This window comes from Allobosea sp. GW821-FHT10B12 (assembly GCF_059415545.1).
Genome location: NZ_JBWKNL010000006.1, coordinates 419397 through 443859 on the forward strand (window position 1 = coordinate 419397; position 24463 = coordinate 443859).

Sequence of the window (24463 nt, forward strand, 5' to 3'; positions counted from 1 at the left end):
CCCGGCTGTGAACGGTTTGCTGCGTAGCGTTATCGTCGTTGGGTTGTCCCTCGCCGTTGCTGGCGCTGCGCGAGCCGATACCCTGTCGACCTGGCTTGGTAATGTCGCGGCCTGCTCGGGGCAGCGCGATCTCTCGCTCGCCGTGGTCGGCTTCGACGCCGGCCAGCAGGTGCTGTCGCGCACGCAGGCCGACGAGGTCAGGCTGGCGATCGAGAGCCGTCTGCAGAGTGAAGGGCGGGTCAGGCTGGCGGCGAGCGCCGATGTCGTGCGCATCAAGATGCTGCGTGACAGCCTCAACCTGCAGAAGCCGAGCGATGCCGAGGCGCAGATCCGCAAGGCGTTCGACGGCGACGCCAGCGTGTTCTTCACCGAGCCGGCAAGGCATGAGGACAAAGCAAGCTTTCGCCTGCAAGCGATCTCCAAAACGGGCGACTGCAAGGTCACGAGCGAGCCGGTCGAGATCGCGATCCGGACCAAGCCAAGCGTGGTCGACATCGACCAGGTGATGAGCAAGGCAGTCGAGAATCTGGTGCGCGCCGCGCCGGAGCTGAAACGGGTCGACATCTGTCCGTTCTCGGCGGCGAGCGGCTACAGCGCCTGCAGCGCCGCGCTGGGGGAGCGGCTGCTGCTGGCGCTCGACGCCGAATCGCGATCCGACGACCGCGTCCTGGGCGCCAGGCCGTTGGAGATCCGCAAGGCGGCACCCGGCCAGTGTGCCGCTATCGGCGCCGAGGTGACGACGCGCGGCCGTTTCGGCAGGGATCGCGAAGGCCAGAGCTGGATGGAGCTGGAATTCCGCCGCGGCGATACCGTGCTGGCACTGAGCGGACGCAATCGCATCCCGGTCGAGGGGTTGGGCTGTGATCCTGCGGTGCGCCCCTTCCTTGACCATGTCGCCGCCACAGCCGGCTCGGACCGAGCGCGGCTCGCTCTGCTGCCGGCGGCTTCTCCCTTTGCTAAGGGGCGCCGCCTCGATGTCCGGATCGAAGGCAAGGCGGGCACGAAACTCTATTGTTGGGTGCTGGATTCGGATGGCACCGCCTCGGTCGTGCTGCCGGTCCGTGGCGAGGCGGGCAAGAGCGTTCTGCGCACCGGTGGCCAGTCCTACCCTTACGATTTCGGGCTGGGCGACATCGTGCTCGACGCCGCTTTCGAGAACCTGTTCGCCTGCTTCGGCACAGAGGCGGACTTGCCGGCGGCGCTGCGCCAGCGCTGGCTCAAGGCGGCGCCGAGCGCGAGCGACGATGCGGCGATCTTGCAGCCGGACGAGGTGCTCGACCTGATCGAGAAGCTGCGGGCCGTGCCGGGCATGGTCGAGGCTACGGCGCCGATCGTCGTGCGCTGAGATTGAATGATCTGCCACCGCGCGTCATTCCGGCCGTAGCGAAGCGGAGCGCCGGAATCCATCGTAGGGAACTGCGCTCTACGATGGATCCCGGAGCTGCGCCGCTGCGCGGCTTGTCCGGGATGACGGCGGTTTGTTTTGAATAGGAGGGCTGGGGTCTCCGGCATCCCTTGTTTTCTTCCCGAGGCTCAAGCACCTAAGAGAGATGCATCGTCGTCTCGTCTTCGAGGAGCCGATTTCGCGCGCGGCGATCTGGAGCCGGCGATTGGCTTTGTTCGGGCTGACGGTCGTCGCGCTCGCCGTGCTGATCTTCCGCTTCGGCCAGCCCTCGGTCGAGCGCCTCGCGCCGATCGCCGGCGCCTATGTCTTCGTGCTGCTGGCTTTCCTGCTGGCGCTCGCGGCCTTCGTCAGGATCTGGCAGGACGGGCATCGCGGCACCGGCATCGCCGTGCAGGCCTTCGTGCTCTGCCTGCTCCTGCTCGCGCCGGTCGCCTATGGCGGCTTCCAGCTGGCGACGCTGCCGTTCCTGGCCGACGTCTCGACCGATATCGACGAGCCGCCGGCCTTCAGCCGCTCGCGCGTCGCGTTGACCGCCAGAGGCGGGATCGTGCCGCCCGATCTTCCGGCCGAGCGGCGCAAGGCACAGCGCCAAGGCTATCCGAAGGCGCTGCCGATCGTGCTCGAACTGCCGGCGGAGGTCGCCTACGACCTCGCCCGCAAGGCTTCAGTCAATCTCGGCTGGCAGGTGCTGGAGGGGGCGGCGCCGGGCGGGCGCAGCGGGGCAGGGCGGCTCGACGCCGTCGCGCGCTCGCGCGTGCTGCGCCTCGTCGACGACATCACCATCCGCATCCGGCCGCGTGCCGATGGCAGCCGCATCGACATCCGCTCGGCATCGCGGCTGGGCGGCTTCGATTTCGGCGCCAATGCCAGGCGCATCGCGGCGTTCGAGGAGGAGGTGAAGCTTCTCGTGGAGCTGCGTTGAGCCTCATGCCAGCCGGTAGCGGCTCGCCAGCAATGGCGCCCCGTCGTCACAGAGCACCACGCCGCGCTCGACCAGGTCCTCGAGCTGGGCCAGCACCGAGAGCGAGGCGGCGCCGAGCAGGCGAGGTGGCAGTTCCTGATAGATCGGTGGCACCATCTCGGCGATCGTCTCGTCGCCGGCCTGCAGGCGGCCGAGAATCGCCGCCTCGCGCAGGCGCCGGTGCTGCACCAGCCCGCGCAGGAAGCGCTGCGGCTCGCGGACCGGGCCGCCATGGCCGGGCCAGTAGAGCCGGTCCTCGCGGCCGCGCAATTTCTCGATCGAGGCCATATAGGCGACCATCGAGCCGTCGGGCGGGGCGACGATCGTCGTCGACCAGGCCATGACATGGTCGCCGGAGAACAGGGTGGTCTCCTCCGGCAGCGCGAAAGCGAGGTGGTTGGCGGTGTGGCCGGGCGTTTCCAGCGCCTGGAGCGTCCAGCCCGGGCCGGAGACGGCGTCGCCCTCGGCCATGACGAGATCGGGCGCGTAGTCCTTGTCGGCAGAAGCGTCGAGCGGGTTGATCTCGCCGAGGACAAGCTCGCGCGCCGGCCGGTGCAGGCCGCAGCCGACGATGCGGGCTCCGGTCGCGGCCTGGATTGCGCGCGAGGCCGGCGAATGGTCGCGGTGGGTGTGGGTGATGACGATATCGGTGACGGTCTCGCCGGCGATCGCCGCGAGCAGGGCCGCGACATGTCCGGGATCGTCCGGGCCGGGATCGATGATTGCGATCCTGCCGCGGCCGACGATGTAGCTGCAGGTGCCGGTGAAGGTCATCGGCCCGCCATTGCCGGCGATCAAGCGGCGCACCAGCGGCGAGAGCTGCACGAGCTCGCCCGAGGCTGCGCCCGGATCGCGGTCGAAGTCGAGCGGCTCGTCGGCATCGGAAGTGGAGCTGGGCATCTGCGCATCCGGGATCGGGCATGGTGACCGGCTTGTCGGCCGGCGGGCCATTTCCTATAGACGAACGAGCCGGGCGTCGACGGCGCCCGAAGAAGAAGGATCAGATCCGATGGCCGAGACGCTGTCCTTGCCCGCCACCTCCATGGTCAACGCGGCCCTGCCGGCCCTGTCGGATCCGCGTACGCGCGTCCTGCGCAATGTCGCGCTCGCCGTCGTCGGCAGCCTGCTGATCATCGCCGCCGCCAAGGTCAAGGTACCGTTCTGGCCGGTGCCGATGACGCTGCAGACGCTGGCCGTGCTCGGCCTCGGCGCTGCCTATGGCGCGCGCCTCGGCGCCGCGACCGTCGCGCTCTACATCGCCTATGGCCTGTTCGGCCTGCCGGTCTTCACCAACACCCCGCCGGTCGCGGCCGGCCCGCTCTATCTGCTCGGACCGACCGGCGGCTTCCTGATCGGCTTCGTCGCCGCGGCCGTGATCGCCGGCTGGGCCGGCTCGCGCGGCGCCTCGCTCTGGCGTCTCGCCGGTGGTGTGGTGCTGGCCGAGATCGTGCTGATGGCGCTCGGCTTCGCCTGGCTGGCGCTCGGCGCGCAGATGGCGAGCGGGGCGACCGGGATCGGCTTCGCCAAGGCCTGGGTCGCCGGCGTGCAACCCTTCCTGCTCGGCGACCTGATCAAGGCGGCGCTGGCGGCGAGCCTGGTCGGGGCCGGCTGGTCGGTGCTGAAGCGCCGCAGTTGAGCCGAACGGCACTACAGAATCAGAAAGCCGGGGCCTGGCCCCGGCTTTTTTGTTGCCTACGCGATCGCTCGGAGAAGGTCAGCCCGCTGGCTTCTGGCCGGTGCAGACCTTCTTCACCGGCTGCAGGAACATGTCGAGTTCCATCATGTTGCCGCAGCGGTCGCAGCCGGCGAGCAGTGTCGTGAGGCCGAGGACGGCGATGAGGCGGAAGGCGGATTTCATGCGAGCGCGGCTCCAGATTGCGGCGCGAGCATAGCGGTGGAGCAACTGCCGCGCCACTGGAGCCTGCCGCATCGCGGTGAAGACGACGTGGACCGGCCCGCTGCAGCCGCCGCCCAGGGATTTATAGCGCCGCTTTCGGCCCGTTCAGCCGCGGCATGCGTCATGGATCGGACGGCGTCAGTCTTTGTCTGGCTGAATGTTCTCGCGATCACGCTATCGCGCATGATGCAATAGTAATCGATCCCGTTTACGAGTTGTAAAGCCGAATAACCACACTCTTGCCGTGGTATCTTCACTGCTGATCGATTGCCGGGGGGCACGCGATGCGTGAGATCGGCTTTGGCCTGATTTTGGGCCTGGTCATGGCGCTTGCGGCGTTCTTGGTTGCAGCCTGGCCGGTGCCAGGGCAGCCGATTGCCGCTTTCTTCCCGGCAGGCACCTCCCAGCCTGAGATGGCACGTGCCGTCTCGCAGGCCGGCGGCAGCCTCCTTCAGCTCGATGCGGCCGCCACGGTTGCGATCAGCATCGGGGACGGCGACGGTTATGCCGCCTCGCTCTATCGCGCCGGGGCGTGGCTCGTGGTCGACGGCTCATTGGCCGAAGCGTGCATTCGCCGGGCGAGGAGCGTCGTCCGTGGGTGAGGTCGAGCGGCTCCGCACGCGCTTCGCCAGGCTCCTGATCGCGATCCTGTGGGGGAACGCGGCCTTGCTCCTGATCGTCGGCCTCCCCGTCGAGGGAGCGTCGTATATGCCGACGTTTTCGGCTGCGGGGGCGGGGCTCGCGATCCTTGGGACGCTCGCCTGGCGGGTCGACCGCATTGGGTGGGTCACACGTCAGACATCCAGCATCGCGCTGGTCGGTCAGGTCATGCTGCTGGTCTACGCTTTCGGCGGGCATCCCTACCAGGCCGACCTGCACATGTATTTCTTCGCCATGCTGGCGGTGCTGGTCGGCTGGCTCGACTGGCGCATCTTCCTGCCGGCAACACTCGCCATCACCGTCCACCACCTCGCCCTGAGCCTGTTCTATTCGATCGGTGTCTTCCCGGGTGGCAATGACATTCGGCGCGCTTTTCTGCATGGCGCCATCGTCGCGGTTCAAGCTGCGGCGCTGACCTGGATCGTCTGGTCGCTGCGGCAGGCGGTCGAGGCCTCCGAGCGGGAGCGTGCCGAGGCGACTGCGGCCAGGACGATCGCCGACGAGGCGCGCAAGGATGTCGCGGAAACGACGGCGCATGCGGCACATGAGCGGCGGCGCATCCTGCATGACCTTGCCAACGAGTTCGAGCGCAAGATCGCCGGCATCGCCCGGGCGGTCATCGCATCGATCTCGTCCCTGCGGGCCGCGTCCGAGCAGATGCGCACCGGCGCCGCCGAGGTGTCGCAGCGCTCGAGCGCGGCATCGGCAGCGTCGCGCCAGTCGTCCTCGAACGTCATCGCCATCACCGATGCCACGTCGGAACTGGCCAGTTCGTTCACGGAGGTCGATCGTCAGGTGAACGAGGCCGCCCGCCTCGTTGGCGATGCCACCCAGCAGGCGCTGACCGTACTCGACCGGGTCGGCGATCTCTCGCGCAAGGTGCAGGAGATCGGCAACGTCACCCATATGATCTCGACCATCGCCCGGCACACCAACCTGCTCGCCCTCAACGCCTCGATCGAGGCGGCCCGGATCGGCAGCATGGGTGGCGGCTTTGCCGTGGTCGCGCACGAGATCAAGGGACTTGCCTCCGAGACCTGGCGGGCGACCGAGCAGATCCAGAGCCAGATCGACGCGATCAGCCTGTCCGGGGCCGACGCGGTCAGCGCGATCGACACGATGACGGCAACGATCGACACTCTCAATCAGATCTCGGGCGCGGTCGCGATGGTGGTGGAAAAGCAGAACATCGCGACTGCCGGCATCGCAGAGCATGTGAAGCAGGCCGCGAGCGAGACCGTCACGGCCGGCGGACACATCGACATCGTCAGCCGCGTCGCCGAGGAAACCGGCGAAGCTGCCAATCACGTCGCGGATTCCGCCGACGTGCTCTCGCGCCAATCCGCTGACCTGGACACCGAGGTGGCGCAGTTCCTCGGCCGGATCCGGGTGGCCTAGGGGCGCTGCCAACCGGCGCGGGAATGTGAGCTGGGCGCGTCAGGCGGTTAGCACTGCTTCCCAAACTGTCGGTGCTTCTGTCGGTCAAAGAAAAAGGCCCCGAGGGGCCATCATTCTAATATCTTGCAATATCTCGGGAAATTTTGGTCGGAGTGGCAGGATTTGAACCTGCGACCCCCTCGTCCCGAACGAGGTGCTCTACCAGGCTGAGCCACACTCCGATCAACTGGTGGCCGGCTTATAGCCAGCCCGCTGCCGCGGCGCAACAGGCAAGGATATGGGTTGTGCAATCTTTTCCGCAAACGCCGGGCTCGCCCGGTCGACGGGACGATCGCCGAGGTCCAGAGGGTGATCCGATATTGCGCGGCGCGACGACGCGCACTAGAAGGCAACGCGCATTGGGGCGTCGCCAAGCGGTAAGGCAGCGGTTTTTGGTACCGCCATTCCCAGGTTCGAATCCTGGCGCCCCAGCCATGCTTTCCAGATATCCGGCGATTCACAGAGCGGAGTTCTGTACTCTTCGCTGCAGTCCCCGCTGTCGAATCGCTCGAGCAAGACATGGTTGAATCGATTCCTGCAATGCCGGGCGGCAAGACCGGCATCGGCGACAAGCTCTACGACGCCCTGACCAGCGCGATCGTCACCGGCGAGATCGCGCCCGGCGAAAAGCTGAGCGAGCCCGTCATCGCGCGCCGCTACGGCATCAGCCGCGCGCCGGTGCGCGAGGCGATCCGTCGCCTGCAGGAGCGCGGGCTGGTGACCTATGTCACCAATCAGGGCGCCCGGGTGGCGCAGCCGACCGCGGCGGAATTCCTCGCTCTGCTCGACGTGCGCGAGGCTGCGGAAGGCATGGCCGCCCGCCTCGCCGCCGAGAGCATGAGCGATGCCGAGATCGCCGCGCTGCAGGCCCTGGTCCAGGGCCATCGCGGCGAGATCGAGCGCAACCCGCTCGGCGCCTATCTGCAGGACGAGCCCGAGGCGGATTTCCACCGCCGGATCGCCAAGGGCAGCGGCAATCCGATCCTGGCCGAACTGCTTTGCGAGCAGTTCTATCCGCGCCTGCGCCTGTGCCGGCGGCTGCACTCGACGGTGCCTGGGCGCGGCCGCGAAGCCTGGCAGGAGCATCTGCGGATCACCGAAGCGATCGGCCATCGCGACGGCGAGCTCGCCGAGATCCTCATGCGGCGCCATATCCGCGCCGCCCGAATGGCGCTCCAGACAGCGCTCGCGAGCGCCGAAGCCGCGCGACCGGTGAAGCGCCAGCGCAACTCCGGAGCCTGAGTCAGGACTTATGCCGCTCGCGCCGGCGCGTCAGCCGGCTGACGCTGTCTGTTCCCCGCCCGGAGCAGCTTGCCTGCGCCGGTAGGCGAGCAGCGGCGGCACGATCAGCACCAGGGCGGCGATAGCGAGCAGCGATGCGGAGATCGGCGTGCCGACCAGGACACTCCAGTCGTCCTGGCTGACAGCCAGCGCGCGCCGCAGCTGAATCTCGGCCTGGGGCCCGAGGATCAGGCCGATCAGCACGGGCGCGATCGGGAAATCATAGACGCGCGCGGCATAGCCGATCAGCCCCAGCCCGCACATCAGGGCAAGGGCCATCCACGAGGTCGACAGCCCCCAGACGCCGACCAGCGCGAAGACGACGATGCCGCCATAGATGTAGTGGCGCGGGATCAGCAGCAGCCGCACCCAGATGCCGACCAGCGGCAGGTTGAGGATGAGCAGGATCAGGTTGCCGATATAGAGCGAGGCGATCAGGCCCCAGAGCAGGGTGGGATTGGTGGCGAACAGCATCGGCCCGGGCTGCAAACCGTAGTTCTGGAAGGCGGCGAGCAGGACGGCAGCCGTCGCGGTCGAGGGCAGGCCGAGCGTCAGCAGCGGCACGAGGATGCCGGCGGCGGCGGCGTTGTTGGCGGCCTCAGGCCCGGCGACGCCCTCGATCGCGCCCTGGCCGAACTCTTCCGGGTGCTTCGACAGGCGCCGTTCCAGCGCATAGGAGAGGAAGGTCGGGATCTCTGTGCCGCCGGCCGGGAGCGCCCCGATCGGGAAACCGATGACACTGCCGCGCAGCCAGGGCTTCCACGATCGCTTCCAATCCTGCCGCGTCATCCAGCTTCCACCGGAGAGCGGATTGATCGCAGGTGGCGCCGAAGCATGGCGGCTGGCGACGTAGAGCGTCTCGCCGATGGCGAAGAGCGAGACCAGCACCACAGTGAAGGAGACGCCGTCGAGCAGTTCGAGCATGCCGAAGACCATCCGCGTCTGGCCGGTCTGGGTGTCGATGCCGATCGTCCCCAGCGCAAGGCCGAAGAACAGAGCGGAAAAGCCGCGCACCAGCGAGCGCCCCATCACCACCGCGACCGAGGTGAAGGAGAGCACCATCAGCGCGAAATAGTCCTCGGGGCCGAAGACGAAGGCGAGCTCGGCGATCGCCGGCGCGAGGAAGGTGAGGGCGAGCGTGCCGATCGTGCCGGCGACGAACGAACCGATCGCCGCCGTGGCCAGCGCCGCGGCACCGCGGCCGCTGCGGGCCATGCGGTTGCCCTCGAGCGCGGTCATCACCGAGCCGCTCTCGCCCGGCGTGTTAAGCAGGATCGAGGTGGTCGAGCCACCATAGAGGGCGCCGTAGAGGATGCCGGCGAACATGATGAAGGCCGATGCCGGATTGACCTGCGCCGTCACCGGCATCAGCAGGGCAATGGTCAGTGCGGGGCCGATGCCAGGCAGGACGCCGACGGCGGTGCCGAGCGCACAGCCGATGAAGGCCCAGAACAGGTTGATCGGCTGCAGCGCGAGGCCAAAGCCGGCGATGAGCTGGTTCAGGATGTCCATTGGCTCACCCGATCAACGGCAGGAAGCCGCCGAGGCTGATGCCGAGGCGGGAGAAGCCGAACCAGGCGGCACTGCCGAGCGCGAAGCCGATCGCGAGATCGAGGACAGTTCGGCGCGAGCCGAAGCCATGGGTGACGAGAGTAAAGGCCAGCATCGCTGTAAGGGGAAAGCCGAGCCAGCGCATCGTCAGAAGCGGAACGGCCACTCCGGCCAGCGCCAGCATAAAGGCCGCGCGGGACGGCGGCGCTTCCGCCTCGTCGTCGACGGCTGCGAACTCGCCGCGCAGCGCCTGGAGGATCAGAAGGACTCCCAGCACCACGAGACCAAGCCCGACGGCAAGCACGATCGCCGCCGGACCGAGACCGATATAGTTCGTCGTCGAGGCGATGCCGCGCGCGCCGTTGAGCCAGAGCGCGCCCATGATCGCCAGAGCGAGTCCGAGCCACCATGGCCTGAATCGACGCTCCCGCGACTGTGCCTCTTCTGTGACCGGCATGTGCGTCCGCTCCCCGCAACCAGGTTTTGAGCGGCACGCAGCGCGGGGCTGCGTGCCTCTTTGGCGTGAGAGCTATTTCAGGATGCCAACTTCCTTGAGCGCGCTCGTCCAGTTCGCCTCCTCCTCCTTGAGGAAGGCATTGAACTTGTCGCCCGGGAGATAGGCGTCCTCCCAGCCCTGGCTCTTCAGGGTCTCCTTCCAGGCCGGGGTCTCATGCAGCTTGGCGAAGCGCTCGAGCCAGAGCTTCTTGGCCCCCTCGCTCATGCCGGGCGCGCCGACGAAGCCGCGCCAGTTGCCGATTTCGACCGGGATGCCGGATTCCTTCAGCGTCGGCGCGTTGATGCCGTCGACACGGCTCGGCCCGGAGACGGCGATGATCCGGATGCGTCCGGATTCGGCGAACTGCTTGAACTCGGATGCGCCGGAGATCGCCGCCTTGATCTTGCCGCCGCCGAGCGCTGCGAGGATCTCGCCGCCGGAGAAGGAGACGAAATTGATCTTGGCGACGGGCGCGCCGGCCTGCTTGGCGAGCAGCGCCAGCATGACGTGATCGGCGCCGCCGGCCGAGCCGCCGCCGACCGAGAGCGCGCTCGGATCGGCCTTGAGCGCTGCGATGAAATCCTGCGGCGTCTTGATCGGCGAGTTCGCCGGCACCGCGATGGCATTGTACTCGTTGGTCAGCCGCAGCAGCGGCGTCGTATCGGCCAGCGAGACCGGTGTCTTGTTGGTGATGACGCCGCCGACCATGATGACGCCGGTTACCAGCAGGGCGTTGTCGTCGCCCTTCGCCGTGCGGACGAACTCGGCGAGGCCGATCGTGCCGGCGGCTCCGCCCTTGTTGGTGAAGGACGCCCCGTCGGTGAACACCTTGGACTGCGCGAAGGCCGCCATGGTGTGGCGACCGGCGCCGTCCCAGCCGCCGCCGGGATTGGCGGGGATCATCACCTTCGCCGGATCGGCGGAGGCCGCCGCCACGCCGAGCCCGAGCACCAGCGCGCCGGCCATCGTCAAACGCTTCAGCATCGTTTCTCCCTCCCGTTGTCGATTACGCCGCCTTGTTCGGCTGGTCGTCTCTTGCCGCGCCGGGCGCGGATGTCGTCGTCAGGCACCGCGTTCGCGCTGCGGCATTCCCTCGGGGATGATCGTTTCGATGATCGAGGCGTCGAGCGCCTCGTAGTCGTGCAGGCCGATGGTTCCGTAGAGCTCGGCTCGGGTCTGCATCTCATCGACCATGGCGTGGGTGCCGCCATCGCGAGCGAGCGCGGCGTAGAGCTTTTCCTGCGCCCTGTTGGCGACGCGCAGCGAGGAGACCGGCCAGATCACCATGCGATAGCCCATCGCCTCGAACTCGGAGGCGGTGAAGAACGGCGTGCGGCCGAATTCGGTCATGTTGGCGAGCAGCGGCACGCCGGGCACGCGCTTGGCGAACTCGCGAAACATCTCGGCCGTGTTCAGCGCCTCCGGGAAGATCGCGTCGGCTCCGGCCTCGATGTAGAGCTTCGCCCGGGCGACCGCGCCGTCGATGCCTTCGCTCGCCGCGGCATCGGTGCGGGCGATCAGATAGAGATGCCGGCGCGCCTTGGCGGCTGCTGCGACCTTGGCAGCCATGTCATGGGCATCGGCGAGCTTCTTGTCGTTGAGATGGCCGCATTTCTTCGGCAGCAACTGGTCCTCGATATGGAGGGCGCCGGCTCCGGCCTCCTCGAAGACGCGGACCATGTGCATGACGTTGAGCGCCTCGCCATAGCCGGTGTCGCCGTCGACCAGCAGCGGCAGGCCGCTGGAGCGGGCGATCTGGCGGATGAAGAAGGCGACTTCGTCGACGGTGATGATGCCGAGATCGGGCAGGCCCATCGACGCGGTCATCGCCGCGCCCGAGAGATATAAGCCTTCGAATCCGGCCGCCTTGGCCTGTAAAGCGGCCATGCCGTTATGGGCGCCGGGCAGGCGCAGGATGCCGCCGCGCTCGACCAGCGCCCGGAAGCGCTGACCGGCCGGCTCGGAAGGCAGTTCAGAGGCGACGAGATAGGGCATGGGGACTCAGCTGCAGTAGAGATCGACGTAGTCGTGCACCGGCATCGCCTCGAGCTTCGCCTGATCCAACGAGACGTCGAGAATCCGGCGCTGGCGCTTCTCGACGAAACGGCGGGCGAGATTGGTGCGGAACTTCGCCTCGAGCAGCGGGATGCCGTCGGCGCGGCGGCGCTTATGGCCGATCGGGTATTCGACCACGAGCTCGGGCAGGACCGTGCCGTCCTTCAACGTGACCGTCATGCCGTTGGCGATCGAGCGCTTGTCGGGGTCGTGGTAGTCGCGGGTGAAGGCGGGATCCTCGACGCACTCGATCTTGTCGCGCAGCGCATCGATGCGCGGATCGGTCGCGATGTCGTCTTCGTAATCCGCAGCAGTGAGACGGCCAAAGATGAATGGGACGGCGACCATGTACTGGATGGTGTGGTCGCGATCGGCGGGATTATGCAGCGGGCCGCGCTTGTCGATGATGCGGATGCAGGCTTCGTGGGTCCTGATCCTGATCGAGGCGATGTCGTCGCTGCTGCGCCCCATCTCGCGCAGGCGCTGATGCAGGCTCATCGCCGCCTCGACCGCGGTCTGGGAGTGGAACTCGGCCGGGTAGGAGATCTTGAACAGCACGTGCTCCATCACATAGGAGCCGTAGGGGCGCTGGAACTTGAAGCTCTGGCCGCGGAACGAGGCATCGTAGAAGCCCCAGGTCCTGGCCGTCAGCGCCGAGGGGTAGCCCATCTCGCCGGTCTGCGCGATCAAGGCGAGCTTCACGGCGCGGCTCGTCGCATCGCCCGCCGCCCAGCTCTTGCGCGAGCCGGCATTGGGCGCGTGCCGATAGGTTCGAAGCGCCTGGCCGTCGACGAAGGCGAGCGAGAGCGCATTGACGATCTCGTCACGGCTCAAGCCGAGCATCCCCGCCACGACGGCGGTCGAGGCGACCTTGACCAGGATGACATGGTCGATGCCGACCTTGTTGAAGGCGTTCTCCAGCGCCAGGCAGCCCTGGATCTCGTGAGCCTTGATCATCGCGGTCAGCACGTCGTGCATGGTCAGGGCAGGGCGCCCGGCCGCGACCGCGCTGCGCGACAACCAGTCGGCCACGGCGAGGATGCCGCCGAGATTGTCGGAAGGGTGCCCCCATTCCGCCGCCAGCCAGCAATCGTTGAAGTCGAGCCAGCGGATCATCGTGCCGAGATTGAAGGCGGCCTGGACCGGATCGAGCTGGTAGGGGGTGCCGGGGACGCGGGCGCCGTTCGGCACGATGGTGCCGGGCACGATCGGGCCGAGCAGCTTGGTGCAGGCCGGGTATTCCAGCGCCTCCAACCCGCAGCCGAGCGTGTCGATCAGGCAGTTGCGAGCGGTCTCGTAGGCGAGCGCACTGTCGACACGATAGCCCAGGACATAGTCGGCGATGTCGACCAAGACGCCGTCCGGAGCCGGCCGTTCGTTGTTGCTGTAGCTCGCCATCGTCCGGCCATTCCTCGCATTGCGCCACTCGCTTCCATGCGTGCGGCATTTATTGTCGACATAAATTGCACTGACTTGAATGTTTGACAAGCTTGAGAGGATGATTAATCTCAAAATTGTCGACAATATCTTGAGCCGGGCTGCTTCTCCGGTTTCGGCGCACGCCCGGGCACAACGGGCGCCAGCGGCAAGAACAAAGGCCGGAGGAACGTCATGAGGATATCGATCGCCATCTGTTGTGCCGTCATGCTGTCGGCCGCTGCCCAGGCGCAGCAGTTCCAGCCGCAGAATCCGGAATGCATCGCGCCGGCCGCGCCGGGCGGCGGCTTCGACCTGACCTGCCGGCTGACCAGCCGCGTGCTGAACGAGACTGGGCTGGTCGGTCCGTCGATCCGCACGACCAACATGCCGGGCGGCATCGGCGCGGTCGCCTACAACGCCATCCAGGCGCAACGTTCCGCCGATGCGAACGTCATCGTCGCCGTCTCGACTGGCTCCTGGGTCAACCTCGCCCAGGGCAAGTTCGGCCGCTTCAGCGAAGCCGATGTGCGCTGGCTCGGCGCGATCGGCGCCGATTACGGCGTGCTCGCGGTGCGCAAGGACAGCCGGTTCAAGTCGCTCGCCGATGTCGTCGAGGCGCTGAAGAAGGACCCCGCCTCGGTCAAGGTCGGCGCCGGCGGCACGGTCGGCAGCCAGGACTGGATGAAGCCGGCGCTTGTCCTGAAAGCGGCCGGCGTCGACCCGCGCAAGATGCGCTATTTGTCCTATGAGGGCGGCGGCGAGGCCATTGGTGCCCTGATCGGCGGCCATATCGACCTCTTTCCGGGCGATGCCTCGGAGGTGCGCGGCCAGCTCGAGGCCGGCGAGATCCGCCTGCTCGCGACCTTCTCGGATAAGCGCCTGCCGGGAGCCTTCGCGCAGGTGCCGACCGCCAAGGAACAGGGCTACGACGTGCAATGGCCGATCGTGCGTGGCTTCTATGCGCCGCCGAAGGCGCCGGAAGCCTCCTATGCCTATTGGACGGGCGTCCTCGCCAAGCTCAACGCCGACCCGCGCTGGCAGAAGGCGCGCACCGAGCAGGGGCTGTTCGAGTTCGACATGGTCGGGCCAGCCTTCGACGCCTTCGCCAAGAAGCGGACGGCCGATTTCCGGGCGCTGGCGGCCGAGGTCGGCCTCGCCAAGTAGCTCGCTTGCCAGGGAAGCGGAGGCCATGACGCCATGATCGACCGTCTGGTCGGATTGATCTGCATCCTGCTCGGAGGCGGGGCGATCTGGCACGCGCAGACCCTGCATGTGCCGTTCGCCGCCGATCCGGTCGGGCCGCGGCTGTTCCCGACGATCGTCGGCGCCGTACTCATCCTGGGCGGTGGCGCTCTCGCCATTCGTCCCGGCCGGGTGGAGCTGGAATTCGGCGCCTGGCCGCGCGCTCTGGCGGTGCTGATCGCGAGCCTGGTCTATCCGCTGCTGCTCCTGCCGCTCGGCTTCATCCTGGCGACGGCGCTGCTGTGCTTTGCCGCCGCCCTCGCCTTCCATGCCAGGCTGCTTCCGGCCGCGGTCTCCGCCATCGCGACGGCGGTGGTCTTCTTCGTGTTGCTCGACAAGGTCCTCGACCTGCCGCTGCCGCGCGGGCCGCTGGGGATCTAGATGGACGCGTTCTCCGCCCTTCTGACCGGCTTCCAGGTCGCGCTCACGCCGCTCAATCTCGCGGTAGCCTTCGCCGGTGTCGCGCTCGGCACCGCGATCGGCGCGCTGCCCGGTATCGGCCCGATCAACGCCGTGGCGCTGCTGCTGCCGCTCTGCTTTGCCCTGAAGCTGCCGCCCGAGACGGCGCTGATCCTGCTCGCCGGGCTCTATTACGGCAGTGGTTATGGCGGGCGCATCTCCTCGATCCTGCTCAATATCCCCGGCGATCCCGGGCTGGTGATGACGACGCTCGACGGCTACCCGCTCGCCAAGGCCGGCCGCGGTGCGGCGGCGCTGGCGATCAGCGGCATCGGCAGCTTCGTCGGCGGCACCAGCGCCGTGATCCTGATGACCTTCCTGGCCGTGCCGCTGGCGCGGCTCGCCTTGTCCTTCGGCCCAGCCGACTATGTCGCGCTGATGGTCCTGTCCTTCGCGCTGCTCGGCACGATGAGCGAGGGCAAGGCGGTGAAGACCTGGATCGCGGTCGCGCTCGGCCTGCTGCTCGCCATGGTCGGCATCGACGGCGGCAGCGGCGTCGAGCGCTTCACCTTCGGCTCGCTCGAGCTGCTTGGCGGCATCGATTTCACCAGCCTGACCATTGGCCTCTTCGCCGTCGCCGAGATCCTGATGCTGGCCGAGGGCATGATCAGCGGCGTGGTGACGCGAACCGGGAATGGCGCGCGCCTGACCTTGAAGGAAATCCTGTTCTGCCTGCCGGCGATGCTGCGTGCGACCGGCATCGGCTTCTTCCTCGGCGTGCTGCCCGGAACCGGCGCCTCGGTGGCCTCCGCCATGGCCTACACCGCCGAGAAGCGCATCTCCGACAAGGGCACGTTCGGCAAGGGCGACATGCGCGGCCTCGCTGCTCCCGAAACGGCCGACAACGCCGCGCAGACCGGCTCGATGGTGCCGATGCTGGCGCTCGGCATCCCCGGTTCCGGCACCACGGCGGTGATGCTCGGCGCCTTCCTGATGTACTCGATCACGCCCGGCCCGCTGCTGTTCACGCAGCGCCCGGAGGTGGCCTGGGGGCTGATCGCCTCGATGTATATCGGCAACCTGATGCTGCTGGTGCTCAACCTGCCGCTGGTCGGGCTGTTCGCGCGTTTGCTTCTGATCCCGGCCTGGATCCTCTATCCCGGCATCCTCGCTCTGTCCTATGCCGGCGTCTACGCGGTCTCGAACTCGGCCTTCGAGCTCGTCATCACCACCGGCATCGGCATCCTCGCCTATGGCCTGCGCAAGGTCGGCATCCCGCTGATCCCGCTGCTTCTGGCCTTCGTGCTCGCCCGGCTGCTCGAGGATAATTTCCGCCGCGCCTTGTCGCTCTCGGATGGCGGCTACGAGATCCTGTTCTCCACCCCGACCAGCATCATCCTGTGGCTTCTGGCGGTGGCCGCCATCGGCTTGCCGTTCCTGACGCAATTCAGGAGGCGTGGTTCGGTTGAGCTTGCAGCGAGATGAGGCCGCAATTCCTCCTCTCGAACTCCAGCTGCCCCCGAGACGCGCGTAACGGGAATGTGAGTGCCGGAGAGTCGCAGCGACATTGGAAAGCCCTGGCCGGTGACTAGCTCAATCATGGGCGACTAGGTCACACAGGAGATTGCCATGCTTTCGCGCAAGATCACCGCCGTCGCGGCGGCGCTTCTGCTTTCGGGAGCGAGTTCCATGGCTTATGCCAGCGAGCTCGGTGCCGAGAGCATCGTGCACGAGCAGGCCCAGAACCAGCGAGCGCTCGCCGAGCAGGCCCGGTATCTCGCCTATCATGACAGCTTCAAGGGCGTGGAGACCGGGCCAGGCCGCAACGCCGGCGTGCTGCCGCACCACAACTGAGCAGCTGGAGCAGTCCTCAGGAAGGGGCCGCCATGGCGGCCCCTTTTTGCTGCGCCTATCGGAAAACTGCAGAATCTGGAAAGACTGGAGGAGACGCGCCGCACGAGCTGGAAGCCGGGCCGGAGCTGGCGCCTTCGACGGGAACGCGATGCGCTCATGATCATCCGCCAGCTCATCTATCTCGATGCGCTCGCCCGCGAGAAGCATTTCCGCAAGGCGGCCGAGGCCTGCCATGTCTCGCAGCCGACGCTCTCAGCCGCGATCGTCCAGCTCGAAGAGGAGCTCGGCGTGATGATCGTCGAGCGCGGCCGGCGTTTCCAGGGGTTGACCCGGGAGGGAGAGATCGTGCTCGCCCATGCCCGGCGCATGCTGGCCGAAGCCGACCAGATGAAGGGCGCCATCGCCGAGCTGCGCGAAGGGGTCAGCGGCAAGATCAGGCTCGGCGCTGTGCCGACGGCGTTGCCGATGATCGCCCACATCACCGCGCCGTTTTCGACACGCTATCCCGGCGCCTCGCTGACCGTGCTGTCGCTGACCTCGACCGAAATCCAGGACGGAATCGATAATTTCGAGCTCGATGTCGGCCTGACCTATCTCGACAACGAACCGCTCGAACGCGTCGTCTCCAAGCCGATCTATCAGGAAGCCTATGTGCTGCTGACGCGCGAGGACGGACCGCTCGGTGGCCGCGAGACGATCACCTGGGCCGAGGCGGCTGCCTTGAAGCTCTGCCTGCTCACCGCCGACATGCAGAACCGGCGCATCATCGACGGCATTTTCCGCTCGGTCGGGCATTCGCCCAAGCCGGCGATCGAGACCAACTCGATCTTCAACCTCTGCTCCCATGCCGGCATTCAGGGCGTCTCCAGCATCGTCTCCTCGCAATTGCTCGAATTCTTCGGCGTGCCGCTCGGCACCAAGGCGCTGCCGCTGATCGAGCCCGACGCCAAGCGCACGATCGGCTTGATCATGGCCGACCGCCACCCCGCCGCGCCGCTTGCCCGCAACCTGCTGATGATGTCTGGCGTCATGGTGGATGCCAGCCTGCCGCGGCGCCCGATCGTTAAATAGCTCGCAACTATCGAAATCGCCGCGAGATGGTCGGCCTCCACGCCCCTGAGCAACGGCCATCGCCGTATCATGCGGCGCCAATCGAGCATCGTGTCGAATTTTGATAGGCAATGACTATCGCATGGTCGGAACAATCGATTTGAAATCATCCTAAACTTCGCCATCCTTCTTCAAAACGCGCAGACCGGTTGAACGGTCGGCATGGAGGAGGGACGATGGTCCACTACCCAGCCTGGGATCAGGACGAGGCGCGCTCGATTGTGTCGGGCCTGTCTCATCTCGAAGGAGCCACTCTGCCGATCCTGCACGCGCTGCAGGAAGAGTTCGGCTATGTCGATCCGCAGGTCGTGCCGCTGATCGCCGAGGCGCTCAATCTGTCGCGGGCCGATGTGCACGGCACCATCTCCTTCTATCACGACTTCCGCACCGCCCCGCCGCCACGCAAGATCGTCAAGCTCTGCCGGGCCGAGGCCTGCCAGGCGTTGGGCTGCGACAGGGTTGTCGAGGAGCTGGCGCGTGAGCATGGCATCGTCGTCGACGACCATGGCGGGCCCGACAAGGCCGTCGTCGAGACCGTCTATTGCCTGGGCAATTGCGCGCTCGGTCCCTCCGCCCTTGTCGAGGGCGAACTGCTCGGACGGGTCGATGCCGACCGCATCGCGGCACTGTGCGGAGTGCGGCAATGAGCGAAGCGATCCGCATCTTCGTCCCGATCGACGCCGCCGCCCTCTCGGTGGGCGCGGAAGGCGTGGCGCAGGCCATCGCCAGGGAGGCGCAGGCGCGCGGCGCCGCCGTCGAGATCATCCGGAACGGCTCGCGCGGCATGCTCTGGCTCGAGCCGATGGTCGAGGTCGAAACGCCGGAGGGGCGCATCGCCTACGGCCCGGTCGCCGTTCGCGACGTCGCTGCGCTGTTCGAAGCCGGCTTCCAGAGCGGCGGCGCACATGAGCTGCGGCTCGGCCCGGTCGATGGGCTCGACTGGCTGAAGCGCCAGCAGCGCCTGACCTTTGAGCGCGTCGGCGTCACCGATCCGCTCTCGCTCGCCGACTACCGCGCTTACGACGGGCTGAAGGGCGTCGAGAAGGCGCTATCGCTCACCGGCGCCGAGATCGTCGAGGAAGTCCGGGAGTCCGGCTTGCGCGGCCGCGGCGGCGCAGGCTTCCCGACCGGCATCAAATGGAAGACCGTCCACGACGCCAGGGCCGAGCAGAAATACATCGTCTGCAATGCCGACGAGGGCGACAGCGGCACCTTCGCCGACCGCATGCTGATGGAGGGCGACCCCTTCCTGCTGATCGAAGGCATGACGATCGCCGCGATCGCGGTCGGTGCGACCAAGGGCTACATCTATCTGCGTTCGGAATACCCGCACGCCCACACGGCGCTGCGGCGGGCGATCCTGAAGGCGCGCAATGCCGGGGTGCTCGGCGCCTCCGTGCTCGGCTCGGGCAAGGCCTTCGAGCTCGAAGTCCGTCTCGGAGCCGGTGCCTATATCTGCGGCGAGGAGACCTCGCTGCTGGAGAGCCTGGAAGGCAAGCGCGCCATCGTCCGGGCCAAGCCGCCGATCCCGGCTTTGCAGGGCCTGTTCGGCAAGCCGACCATCGTCAACAACGTGCTCTCCTTCGCCGCGGTGCCCTGGGTCTTGACCCATGGCGCCAAGGCCTATGCCGACTACGGCATGGGCCGCTCGCGTGGCACGCTGCCGGTCCAGCTCGGCGGCAACATCAAGCGCGGCGGGTTGATCGAGCTCGCCTTCGGCATCTCGCTGCGCGAGATCATCGAGGATTTGGGCGGTGGTACGCTGAGCGGCCGGCCGATCCGGGCGGTGCAGGTCGGCGGGCCGCTCGGCGCCTACCTCACGGTAAAGCAGCTCGACACCCCGATGGATTACGAGGCGCTCGCTGGCATCAAGGCGATGCTCGGCCATGGCGGCATCGTCGTCTTCGACGACAGCGTCGACATGGCCAAGCAGGCGCGCTTCGCCTTCGAGTTCTGCGCCAAGGAGAGCTGCGGCAAGTGCACGCCCTGCCGCATCGGGGCGACACGCGGTGTCGAGGTGGTCGACAAGATCATCGCCGGCCAGGAACGGCCGAAGAACCTCGCCGTGCTGCGCGATCTCAACAAGCTGATGACCGACGCCTCGCTCTGCGCCATGGGGGGCCTGACCCCCATGCCGGTGATGAGCGCGCTCAACCATTTCTTCGAGGATTTCGACCGTCCGCCGGCCGAGCGCCTGCCGCTGGCGGCCGAGTGAGGAGACATCGATGAGCCTGATCAAGGAAATCGATTTCGGAACGCCGATCCGGGTCGCCGAGAAGACGGTGACGCTGACGATCGACGGCGAGAGCGTCACCGTTCCGGCCGGCACCTCGGTGATGGCGGCGGCGATGAGCCTGGGCACCAAGATCCCCAAGCTCTGCGCCACCGACTCGCTCGAACCCTTCGGCTCCTGCCGGCTCTGCCTGGTCGAGATCGAGGGGCGGCGCGGCACGCCCGCTTCCTGCACGACGCCGGCGGAAGAGGGCATGGTCGTCCGCACCCAGTCGGAGAATCTGTCCGGCCTGCGCAAGGGCGTGATGGAGCTCTACATCTCCGACCACCCGCTCGACTGCCTGACCTGCTCGGCCAATGGCGATTGCGAATTGCAGGACATGGCCGGCAGCGTCGGCCTGCGTGAGGTGCGTTACGGCTATGATGGCGAGAACCACGTCAAGCCGACGGCGATGGAAGGCTATGCCAACGAGAACTGGCTGCCCAAGGACACCTCGAACCCCTATTTCACCTACGATCCCAGCAAGTGCATCGTCTGCAATCGCTGCGTACGCGCCTGCGCTGAGGTGCAGGGCACCTTCGCGCTGACGATCACCGGCCGCGGCTTCGACTCGCGCGTCGCCGCCGGGCCGACCGACTTCCTCGGCTCCGAATGCGTCTCCTGCGGCGCCTGCGTGCAGGCCTGCCCGACCGCGACGCTGATGGAGAACAAGGTGATCGAGCTCGGCCAGCCCGAGCATTCCAAGGTCACCACCTGCGCCTATTGCGGCGTCGGCTGCTCGTTCAAGGCCGAGATGCAGGGCGACCGCGTCGTGCGCATGGTGCCTTACAAGGACGGCAAGGCGAACGAGGGCCATTCCTGCGTCAAGGGCCGTTTCGCCTGGGGCTATGCGACCCACCAGGACCGGATGACCAAACCGATGATCCGCGAGAAGATCACCGATCCCTGGCGCGAGGTCTCATGGGACGAGGCGATCAACTACGCCGCCAGCGAGTTCAAGCGCATCCAGGCCAAATATGGCCGGGAATCGGTCGGCGCGATCACCTCTTCGCGCTGCACCAATGAGGAGGTCTATCTCGTCCAGAAGCTGGTGCGCGCCGGCTTCCGCAACAACAATGTCGACACCTGCGCCCGCGTCTGCCACTCGCCGACCGGCTATGGCCTGAAGACCACGCTCGGCACCTCGGCCGGCACGCAGGACTTCAAGTCGGTCGAGCAGGCCGACGTCATCCTGGTCATCGGCGCCAACCCGACCGACGGCCACCCGGTCTTCGCTTCCAGGATGAAGAAGCGCATCCGCCAGGGCGCCAAGGTCATCGTCGCCGACCCGCGCCGCATCGACATGGTGAAGTCGCCGCACGTCAAGGCCGAGTACCATCTCCAGCTCAGGCCCGGCACCAATGTCGCGCTGATCAACGCCCTCGCCCATGTCATCGTCACCGAGGGGCTGATCGACGAGGATTATGTCCGCGAGCGCTGCGACCTCGCCGATTTCGAGATCTGGGCCCGTTTCGTCGCCGAGGAGCGCAACTCGCCGGAGGCGAGCGAGCAATACACCGGCGTGCCGGCGGCCGATCTGCGCGCTGCGGCTCGGCTCTATGCCACTGGCGGCAATGGCGCGATCTTCTACGGCCTCGGCGTCACCGAGCACAGCCAGGGCTCGACCATGGTGATGGGCATGGCCAACATCGCCATGGCGACCGGCAATATCGGGCGCGAGGGCGTCGGCGTGAATCCGCTGCGCGGCCAGAACAATGTCCAGGGCTCCTGCGACATGGGCTCGTTCCCGCATGAGTTCACCGGCTACCGTCACGTCTCCGACGACGCCACGCGCGACATCTTCGAGAAGCTCTGGGGCGTCCAGCTCGATTCCGAGCAGGGCTTGCGCATCCCGAACATGCTCGACGATGCGGTCGGCGGCAGCTTCAAGGGGCTCTATGTCCAGGGTGAGGACATCGCCCAGTCCGATCCGAACACCCAGCACGTCACCGCCGGCCTCGCCGCGATGGAATGCGTCGTCATCCAGGACCTGTTCCTGAACGAGACGGCGAAATACGCCCATGTGTTCCTGCCGGGCTCCTCCTTCCTGGAGAAGGACGGCACCTTCACCAATGCGGAGCGCCGCATCAACCGCGTCCGCCAGGTGATGACGCCGCTCTCGGGCAAGGCCGAGTTCCAGGTCACGATCGACCTGGCGCGGGCGCTGGGCCTCGAGATGAATTACAGCCACCCGAGCGAGATCATGGACGAGATCGCCCTGGTGACCCCGACCTTCGCCGGCGTCAGCTACGCAAAGCTCGATGAGCTTGGCTCGGTGCAGTGGCCCTGCAACGACAAGGCTCCGACCGGCACGCCGCTGATGCATGTCGACCGCTTCGTGCGCGGCAAGGGCAAGTTCATGATCACGGAATACGTTCCGACACAGGAGCGCACCGGCCCGCGCTTCCCGCTGATCCTGACCACCGGCCGTATCCTCTCGCAATACAATGTCGGCGCGCAGACCAGGCGCACCGAGAACCAGGCCTGGCATGACGAGGACGTGCTGGAAATCCACCCCTTCGATGCGGAGAGCCGCGGCATCAAGGACGGTGATCTCGTCGCACTCGCCAGCCGCTCGGGCGACATCTCGCTGCGCGCCGAGATCTCCGAGCGGATGCAGCCGGGCGTGGTCTATACCACCTTCCACCATGCCTCGACCGGCGCCAACGTCATCACCACCGACTATTCCGACTGGGCGACGAACTGCCCGGAATACAAGGTCACCGCGGTGGAGGTGCGCAGGACCAACTATTATTCCGAGTGGCAGGAGCGCAATCGCGAGGAGGACATCTCGCTGCGCCTGATCGCGGGACGCTTGCCCGATGCCGCGGAATAGCCCACCCGCCCAGCCGCCGGCAAGCCATGCGGTCGCGGTCCGGACTGTGCGCTTCGGCGCAGCGGCGACGACTATCGACGCTGGTGCCGAGGTTGCGGTCGAGGCCCCGGTCAACATCGTCTATGGCAACATGCCCTATGCGGTGATGATGACAACACCGTCCGATCTCGAGGATTTCGTCGCCGGCTTCTCCCTGACCGAGGGCATCATCCGCGGCATCGACGAGATCAGGTCGATCTCGGTGGCGCCGCAGGACGAAGGCATTGTTGCGAGCGTCGAACTGGCCCCCGGCCGTTTCCGCGAGCATCTGGCGCGCCGCCGCAATCTCTCCGGCCGCACCGCCTGCGGCCTCTGCGGCGTCGAGACCCTGACCGATCTGCCGACTGCGCAGGCCGCATGCCGTGCGGGTACTCCGATCGCAGCGGAAGCGATCGCCAGGGCGCTCTCCGAGCTTGACCACCATCAGCAACTCAACCGCCTGACCCGCTCGGTCCATGCCGCTGCCTGGTGTGATCGCGGCGGCGCGATCCTGGCGGTGCGTGAGGATGTCGGGCGTCACAACGCCCTCGATAAGCTGATCGGCGCTCGCCTGCGCGCCGGCCATGACGCGAGCGACGGTTTCGTGCTGGTCACCAGCCGCGCCTCTTTCGAGATGGTCGAGAAGACGGCGATCTTCGGCGCCGGCACCCTGGTCGCGATCTCGGCGCCGACCTCGCTGGCGATCGAGCGGGCGAACGCGCTCGGCCTGACATTGGTCTGCATCGCGCGTTCCGATTCCGCGACCGTCTTCGCCGGACGCCTCGCTGACAGCGTGGAGAGCATAGCGAGATGACAGAGGTTATGAGCGCCGAAACGATGAGCCATGACCATGCCGGCGAGCATCTCGCCAAGCTCGCCTTCATGGCCAACCAGATCGGCGATTTCTTCAAGTCCTATCCGGACGAGCAGGCGGTCGCCGCGATCGCCGACCACATCAACCAGTTCTGGACGAAGCGCATGCGCGAGGAGTTCCGCACCGGCTTCGAGGCGGATGCGTCAGTGCTGTCGCCGCTCGTGCGGCAGGCGCGCGCCAAGGTAAGGCCCGCGCCGAGCAGGTAGCGGCCGCGCCGGCCGCTCAATCATGCCGATCGCCAATGCAGCGCCTGCGGCGACAGTTTCAACATCACCCGACTGCCGGCCTCGAACAACTCGCGTCCTGGGTTGACGCCACAATCGCGCCATATAGGTTGATGCGCGTCGAGGTCTTCGGAGCGATCCGAAGCTAAGAGGGAATCCGGTGCGGCGTTCGCGCCCAATCCGGAGCTGCCCCCGCAACTGTAAGCGGTGAGTTTCCGATCACAACGTCACTGGCGCTCGCGCTGGGAAGACGGTCGGGAGCGCTGATCCGCGAGCCAGGAGACCTGCCCCGACGGCGTATTGATGTCGCGCGGGCGGGGTGTCCGGCGGATCGCTGGCATGTTCGGCCGCTTCCGCCGCCGTCATTGCCGCGCTCCCAAGCAGCCCTGTTGCGCACAGCGAGGGGCTGACGACGGTGACGATGCATGAAAGCGCAGGCTGCGAGGCCTGGTCTCGAACAGGGCCGGGCACG

At 67.1% G+C, this 24463-nt stretch carries 23 protein-coding genes, 2 tRNA genes and 1 riboswitch; of the genes, 17 read left to right on the forward strand and 8 right to left on the reverse strand.

The genetic code is table 11. From position 1 onward, the window contains the following. Nucleotides 1–7: 7 nt before the first annotated feature. Together AC07O0_RS22110 and AC07O0_RS22115 are read left to right on the forward strand one after the other, a co-directional pair. Nucleotides 8–1345: a hypothetical protein gene (locus AC07O0_RS22110; protein WP_494625824.1), complete on the forward strand. Its 1338-nt coding sequence runs from the start codon at nt 8–10 to the stop codon at nt 1343–1345. 205 nt (nt 1346–1550) lie between these two features. Further along, a complete protein-coding gene (locus tag AC07O0_RS22115) occupies nt 1551–2327 on the forward strand; it encodes a DUF1499 domain-containing protein (RefSeq protein ID WP_494625825.1) in 777 nt (258 codons plus the stop codon). Between the two features lie 3 nt (nt 2328–2330). On the opposite strand, the gene AC07O0_RS22120 is transcribed toward AC07O0_RS22115, so the two are convergent. Then, a complete protein-coding gene (locus AC07O0_RS22120) occupies nt 2331–3266 on the reverse strand; it encodes an MBL fold metallo-hydrolase (protein ID WP_494625826.1) in 936 nt (311 codons plus the stop codon). A 109-nt stretch (nt 3267–3375) separates the two neighbouring features. Here AC07O0_RS22120 and AC07O0_RS22125 point away from each other — a divergent pair, with 109 nt between their 5' ends. After that, the gene (locus tag AC07O0_RS22125) at nt 3376–4002 is read left to right on the forward strand and encodes a biotin transporter BioY (RefSeq protein WP_494625827.1); all 627 of its coding nucleotides are present in this window, start codon (nt 3376–3378) and stop codon (nt 4000–4002) included. Nucleotides 4003–4080: 78 nt separating this feature from the next. Here AC07O0_RS22125 and AC07O0_RS22130 read toward each other — a convergent pair whose 3' ends face one another. Then, nucleotides 4081–4224, reverse strand: a complete 144-nt coding sequence (locus AC07O0_RS22130; RefSeq protein ID WP_158673395.1) for a hypothetical protein — start codon at nt 4222–4224, stop codon at nt 4081–4083. A 323-nt stretch (nt 4225–4547) separates the two neighbouring features. Here AC07O0_RS22130 and AC07O0_RS22135 point away from each other — a divergent pair, with 323 nt between their 5' ends. Beyond that, nucleotides 4548–4865 (forward strand): hypothetical protein, encoded by a 318-nt coding sequence (locus tag AC07O0_RS22135; protein WP_494625828.1) that lies wholly within the window; start codon nt 4548–4550, stop codon nt 4863–4865. After that, the gene (locus AC07O0_RS22140; protein WP_494625829.1) at nt 4858–6321 is read left to right on the forward strand and encodes a methyl-accepting chemotaxis protein; all 1464 of its coding nucleotides are present in this window, start codon (nt 4858–4860) and stop codon (nt 6319–6321) included. Before AC07O0_RS22135 ends, AC07O0_RS22140 begins: the two co-directional genes overlap by 8 nt. A gap of 144 nt (nt 6322–6465) precedes the next feature. Here AC07O0_RS22140 and AC07O0_RS22145 read toward each other — a convergent pair. Further along, a tRNA-Pro gene (locus tag AC07O0_RS22145) sits at nt 6466–6542 on the reverse strand. A gap of 178 nt (nt 6543–6720) precedes the next feature. Between AC07O0_RS22145 and AC07O0_RS22150 the strand changes: the two genes are divergently transcribed. Together AC07O0_RS22150 and AC07O0_RS22155 are read left to right on the forward strand one after the other, a co-directional pair. Further along, nucleotides 6721–6795: transfer RNA gene (locus AC07O0_RS22150), tRNA-Gln, on the forward strand. Nucleotides 6796–6879: 84 nt separating this feature from the next. Beyond that, nucleotides 6880–7602 (forward strand): GntR family transcriptional regulator, encoded by a 723-nt coding sequence (locus tag AC07O0_RS22155; protein WP_494625830.1) that lies wholly within the window; start codon nt 6880–6882, stop codon nt 7600–7602. A gap of 30 nt (nt 7603–7632) precedes the next feature. Here the strand turns inward: AC07O0_RS22155 and AC07O0_RS22160 are convergent, their stop codons facing one another. From AC07O0_RS22160 to AC07O0_RS22180, 5 genes are all read right to left on the reverse strand, one after another. Next, nucleotides 7633–9153, reverse strand: a complete 1521-nt coding sequence (locus AC07O0_RS22160) for a tripartite tricarboxylate transporter permease (protein ID WP_494625831.1) — start codon at nt 9151–9153, stop codon at nt 7633–7635. A gap of 4 nt (nt 9154–9157) precedes the next feature. Beyond that, nucleotides 9158–9649, reverse strand: coding sequence for a tripartite tricarboxylate transporter TctB family protein (locus AC07O0_RS22165; RefSeq protein WP_494625832.1), 492 nt, complete (start codon nt 9647–9649; stop codon nt 9158–9160). Between the two features lie 72 nt (nt 9650–9721). Next, nucleotides 9722–10672 (reverse strand): Bug family tripartite tricarboxylate transporter substrate binding protein, encoded by a 951-nt coding sequence (locus AC07O0_RS22170; RefSeq protein ID WP_494625833.1) that lies wholly within the window; start codon nt 10670–10672, stop codon nt 9722–9724. 78 nt (nt 10673–10750) lie between these two features. Next, nucleotides 10751–11683, reverse strand: a complete 933-nt coding sequence (gene prpB / locus AC07O0_RS22175; protein WP_494625834.1) for a methylisocitrate lyase — start codon at nt 11681–11683, stop codon at nt 10751–10753. 6 nt (nt 11684–11689) lie between these two features. Beyond that, nucleotides 11690–13141 carry a bifunctional 2-methylcitrate dehydratase/aconitate hydratase gene (locus AC07O0_RS22180; protein ID WP_494625835.1) on the reverse strand — a complete coding sequence of 484 codons (1452 nt, stop codon included), beginning with the start codon at nt 13139–13141 and terminating at the stop codon, nt 11690–11692. Nucleotides 13142–13354: 213 nt separating this feature from the next. On the opposite strand from AC07O0_RS22180, the gene AC07O0_RS22185 reads away from it, so the two are divergent. From AC07O0_RS22185 to AC07O0_RS22230, 10 genes are all read left to right on the forward strand, one after another. After that, on the forward strand, nt 13355–14326 hold the full coding sequence (locus tag AC07O0_RS22185; RefSeq protein ID WP_494625836.1) for a tripartite tricarboxylate transporter substrate binding protein: 972 nt from the start codon (nt 13355–13357) through the stop codon (nt 14324–14326). A gap of 33 nt (nt 14327–14359) precedes the next feature. Next, the gene (locus tag AC07O0_RS22190; protein ID WP_494625837.1) at nt 14360–14785 is read left to right on the forward strand and encodes a tripartite tricarboxylate transporter TctB family protein; all 426 of its coding nucleotides are present in this window, start codon (nt 14360–14362) and stop codon (nt 14783–14785) included. Beyond that, on the forward strand, nt 14786–16288 hold the full coding sequence (locus AC07O0_RS22195) for a tripartite tricarboxylate transporter permease (RefSeq protein ID WP_494625838.1): 1503 nt from the start codon (nt 14786–14788) through the stop codon (nt 16286–16288). It abuts the gene before it with no gap. A gap of 144 nt (nt 16289–16432) precedes the next feature. Then, nucleotides 16433–16657 carry a hypothetical protein gene (locus AC07O0_RS22200; protein WP_494625839.1) on the forward strand — a complete coding sequence of 75 codons (225 nt, stop codon included), beginning with the start codon at nt 16433–16435 and terminating at the stop codon, nt 16655–16657. 156 nt (nt 16658–16813) lie between these two features. Then, entirely contained in the window at nt 16814–17728 is a 915-nt protein-coding gene (locus AC07O0_RS22205) for a LysR family transcriptional regulator (RefSeq protein WP_494625840.1), read from the forward strand. A 215-nt stretch (nt 17729–17943) separates the two neighbouring features. After that, nucleotides 17944–18414: an NAD(P)H-dependent oxidoreductase subunit E gene (locus tag AC07O0_RS22210; RefSeq protein ID WP_494625841.1), complete on the forward strand. Its 471-nt coding sequence runs from the start codon at nt 17944–17946 to the stop codon at nt 18412–18414. After that, complete coding sequence (locus tag AC07O0_RS22215; protein WP_494625842.1) at nt 18411–19982, forward strand: formate dehydrogenase beta subunit; 1572 nt, start codon at nt 18411–18413, stop codon at nt 19980–19982. Before AC07O0_RS22210 ends, AC07O0_RS22215 begins: the two co-directional genes overlap by 4 nt. 10 nt (nt 19983–19992) lie before the next feature. Further along, on the forward strand, nt 19993–22875 hold the full coding sequence (gene fdhF / locus AC07O0_RS22220; protein ID WP_494625843.1) for a formate dehydrogenase subunit alpha: 2883 nt from the start codon (nt 19993–19995) through the stop codon (nt 22873–22875). Beyond that, nucleotides 22862–23707, forward strand: a complete 846-nt coding sequence (gene fdhD, locus AC07O0_RS22225) for a formate dehydrogenase accessory sulfurtransferase FdhD (RefSeq protein ID WP_494625844.1) — start codon at nt 22862–22864, stop codon at nt 23705–23707. The genes fdhF and fdhD overlap by 14 nt, the downstream gene beginning before the upstream one ends. Before the next feature lie 8 nt (nt 23708–23715). Continuing rightward, entirely contained in the window at nt 23716–23973 is a 258-nt protein-coding gene (locus tag AC07O0_RS22230) for a formate dehydrogenase subunit delta (protein ID WP_494625845.1), read from the forward strand. A 125-nt stretch (nt 23974–24098) separates the two neighbouring features. Further along, nucleotides 24099–24297: riboswitch (cobalamin riboswitch) on the forward strand. Nucleotides 24298–24463: the final 166 nt, after the last annotated feature.